Origin of the sequence: Promicromonospora sp. NPDC060204 (genome assembly GCF_042728455.1) — a bacterium.
Taxonomy (GTDB): Bacteria; Actinomycetota; Actinomycetes; order Actinomycetales; family Cellulomonadaceae; genus Promicromonospora.
The window spans coordinates 1-3,698 of sequence record NZ_JBHWZO010000398.1; the positions used below are offsets into that span (position 1 = coordinate 1).

At 75.6% G+C, this 3,698-nt stretch carries 4 protein-coding genes; all 4 read right to left on the reverse strand.

Annotated elements, in window-relative coordinates; translation table 11 throughout:
• Positions 1 to 88 precede the first annotated feature (88 nt).
• The 4 genes from ACFWEJ_RS27910 to ACFWEJ_RS27925 all read right to left on the reverse strand — a co-directional run bounded on the left by ACFWEJ_RS27910 (position 89) and on the right by ACFWEJ_RS27925 (position 3,500).
• Positions 89 to 556 (reverse strand): hypothetical protein, encoded by a 468-nt coding sequence (locus ACFWEJ_RS27910; protein ID WP_377232419.1) that lies wholly within the window; start codon positions 554 to 556, stop codon positions 89 to 91.
• Between the two features lie 166 nt (positions 557 to 722).
• Positions 723 to 1,109 carry an SHOCT domain-containing protein gene (locus ACFWEJ_RS27915; protein WP_377232420.1) on the reverse strand — a complete coding sequence of 129 codons (387 nt, stop codon included), beginning with the start codon at positions 1,107 to 1,109 and terminating at the stop codon, positions 723 to 725.
• Between the two features lie 202 nt (positions 1,110 to 1,311).
• Entirely contained in the window at positions 1,312 to 1,998 is a 687-nt protein-coding gene (locus ACFWEJ_RS27920; RefSeq protein ID WP_377232421.1) for a response regulator, read from the reverse strand.
• Positions 1,995 to 3,500, reverse strand: coding sequence for a sensor histidine kinase (locus ACFWEJ_RS27925; RefSeq protein ID WP_377232422.1), 1,506 nt, complete (start codon positions 3,498 to 3,500; stop codon positions 1,995 to 1,997). Before ACFWEJ_RS27925 ends, ACFWEJ_RS27920 begins: the two co-directional genes overlap by 4 nt.
• Between the last annotated feature and the right edge of the window lie 198 nt (positions 3,501 to 3,698).

The window sequence follows — 3,698 nt, forward strand, 5'->3', positions numbered from 1 at the left end:
GTCCCCGGTGATGCCGGGGCGGGTCGGGCAGGCGCTCTGTCGTGCGGCGTCGAGCGGGGCCGCTCGTCCAGCCGGAGCAGGCGGGCGGTCAGCCCTTGAAGCCGGCCTCGGTGCACGTGGCCTTGTAGGACTCGATGGCGCTGCCGATCGCCGCCGGACGGGCGATCGTACCGCCGAGCGCCTGGTCGAACGGGGCGCGCACGGCCTCGAGGTGGCCGATGCTGACCTCGTCCGCCTTGCCGATGATCAGGCCGATGTTCGTGCTCACCTTCGTGGCGACACCGGTCAGGTCCTCGGTGAGCGGGGCCGCGACGGCCGGGGCCGCCTGCTGGATGCCCGACACGAGCGGCCCGGCGAAGAACGCGTTGCACGTCTCGACGAGGTCGTACTCGCCCGTGCTGATCGGGGCCTCGGCCACGGGGGACGGGGCGGCCTGCTCCACCTCGCCGCTCGACGGCGTGAAGTCGTTGGCCATGTCCTCGAGGGCCCCGCATCCGGACAGCAGAAGCGCACTGGCGACCACGGCCACGGCCGCCCAGTTCTTACTGGTGCTCACGATCTACTTCCCTCACGTCATCGGGTCAGAAAAGTGCGGTTCGGCTGCACTCGCCCGCGAGTCTAGCGGCACGGCCACCGCGGAAGGCCAGCGGTCCTGTGGGGGAAGTCGGACGCTCAGGCCACGGGAGCGGCCTGAGCGTCCGAGGTGGTGCGTGGCGGCGGGGTCAGCGCCCGCCGTCCGCCGGGGGCTCGTCCTGCGGCCCGGGGACCGCGGGAGGCGCGGGTTCCGCCGGCGACGTCGGGCCGGAGCCCGGGAAGGGTCCCGCCGAGCGGAGCACGGCGAGCCGGGAGCGGTACTCGGCCTCGTCGATCTCGCCGCGGGCGAAGCGGTGGCCCAGGAGCGTCACCGGGTCGGCCCCGGCCGCCGTGTGCGCGGCCCACGGGCCGCCCCAACCGCCGCGCGGGCCGCGCCGGGCACGCCGCGCGACCAGGAAGACCACGGTCGCGAACAGCAGGAACCACAGCAGGGGGAAGATGAGGAAGAACGGGCCGGGTCCGCCCCAGCCGTACTGCGGCCCGTGTGCGAGGACCTCTGTCGTCGCGGTGAGCATGTCGACCTCCAGCAGTCGGTTCGGCCGGTGGTTCCGGCCACACCACCAGGCTGCCGCCGTCCGGCGCCGGGGGCGTCAGCCCGGCGTACCTGCCGGGCTACCCCTCTGGTGCCGCCCCGGGCTCAGGTCGTCGGACCTTCAGCCCACGCTCTGCTTGTGCCGGCGAGGCCTGCGGCTCCGCTCCGGGCGGGTGCCTCGTTCCTCAGCCCCCACCCTGTGCTGCGCCTCCGGCCCAGCCGGGCCGGACCAGGCCTGCCTCGTACGCCAGCACCACGAGCTGCGCTCGGTCGCGCGAACCGGTCTTCATGAGCACCCGGGAGACATGCGTCTTCACGGTCGACTCCGACAGGTACAGCCGGCCCGCGATCTCGTCGTTGGCGAGGCCGCCCGCCACCTCGACGAGCACCTCCCGCTCCCGCGGCGTGAGGTCGGCGAGCGCCGGCACCGGCCGCACGGTCCGGGTCGCGTCGGCGACCTTGGCCAGCAGGCGCCGCGTCACCGTGGGCGAGAGCAGTGCGTTGCCCGACGCCGCGACCCGCACCGCGCGGACCAGCTCCGCCGGCTCGGTGTCCTTGACCAGGAACCCGGACGCCCCGGCGCGGATCGCCTCGGTGACGTACTCGTCGAGCTCGAACGTCGTCACCACCACCACGTGCACACCGGCCGCGCGCGGCTCCGCGATGATGCGGCGGGTCGCCTCGAGCCCGTCCAGGCCGGGCATGCGGATGTCCATGAGCACCACCTGGGGCAGGTGCTCCAGGGTGAGCGCCACGGCTTCGTCACCTGTCGCGGCCTGGGCCACGACGCGCATGTCGTCCTCGGAGTCGATCAGGGCGCGGAAGCCTCCGCGCACCAGGGCCTGGTCGTCGGCGAGCAGGACGTCGATCATGCGGTGTCTCCGGTCTCGGGTGCGTCGGGTGGCGCGGCGTCGTTCGGCGGGGCGGTCCCCGGGCGCGGGGTCCCGGTCCGCCGGGCGACCGGGAGGCGGGCCCGGACCGTCCAGCCGGGTCCGTCCGCGCGGGGGCCGGCGGTCAGGGTGCCGCCCGCGCCCTCGACGCGCTCGCGCATCCCGAGCAGCCCGTAGCCGGCCACGACGGGTTCCGCGCCGGCGGGGACGCCGTCGTCGGACACCGTGACCTCGACGGCGTCGCCCCTGGTCACGCGCAGCGTGACCCGGCGGGCGGACGGCGCGTGCCGCCGCACGTTGGTCAGCGACTCCTGGATCACCCGGTGCACGACGCCGGCGACGTGGTCGGGCAGGTCGTCCACGTCGGTGAGCTCGACGGTGACGTCGAGGCCGTCGGCACGGGCCTGGTCGGCCAGCCGGCGCAGGCCGGTGAGGTCCCAGGTGGGGGTGAGGGGCGCGGCGTCTTCCCACGGCGGTTCCGCGGCAGGCGAGCCGGCGGCGGGCGTGGCGACGTCGGCCGCGGCGGCGGCGTCGGCCGGGCCGGCCCCACTGGCCGGGCCGGCGGGCTGCGTTCCCGAAACGGACGGGGACGTCCCTTCGCGGACGATCCCGAGCACCGTGCGCACCTCGGCGAGCGCGTCCTTGCTGGTGTCGCGGATGTTGGTCAGCGCCTCGCGCGCCTGACCGGGGTTCCGGTCGATCAGGTGCAGGCCCACGCCGGCCTGGACGTTGATCGCGGACAGGGAGTGGGCGAGCACGTCGTGCAGCTCGCGCGCGATGCGCAGGCGTTCCGAGGCGACGGCGGTGCGCTCGCGTTCGGCGGCCGTCTCCAGGGCTGCGGCGCGCGCGGCGGTCCTGCGCGCGATCCGGTCGCGCGCGCCGCTCGCGATCAGCAGCACGACCGTGAGCCAGGCCGCCCCCGCGACCAGCGCCCCGGTGGTGAGGAACCACGAGCCGTCCGCGCTGTCCCAGCCCGGGCCGTGGTAGCCCGGCGGACCCCAGGTGCGGTCGGGCTCGACCGGGTTCTCGGTCAGGAACCGTCGGAGGCGCGGGACGAGCAGCGTGGCGGCGACCCCCACGCCGCCGGCGAGCAGGGCGGCCCCGGACCATGCGACCAGCCGGGCCCGGCGCACCTCGCCGCTGAGCATGACGCCGGCCAGCACCGCCGCCGGGCCGAGGAACCCCGGCCCCCAGGGGTATCCGGCCAGCAGGAACACGAGCGTGGCGGCGACGGACAGCACTGTCGCGAGGGCGGGGCGGCGCGGCAGCAGCAACACCAGAACCGCGGGCGACACCAGCAGCAGGAGCACCCCGGCGAGGTCGAGCTCCGTGGCCCACGACTGGCCGCGCGAGGCACCGAACGAGCCCAGCACGGAGGCGACCGCGACGGCGACGCCCACGAGCACGCGCGGCCGGAGGCGGTCGAACGGCGCCGTGACGGGCGGGTCCGCGAGGGCGGCGGGGTTCGGACGGGTGCCCAGCATGCTCGCACGCTACGCCGGGCCGGGGTCCGCCGCGTCGCACCGCGGTGCCGCCGCGTGTCCACCCCTGGTACCGCCTGGGCGCCGCTGCTGTGGTCGGCAGAACGTCAGGTGGTGGGCCGCCCCCGCGGCCCCCCACCAGGGGGTGAAAACACCAGGGGAGTTTAAAAAACGTAAGCAGCCCACGGAAGGAGGGGGGTA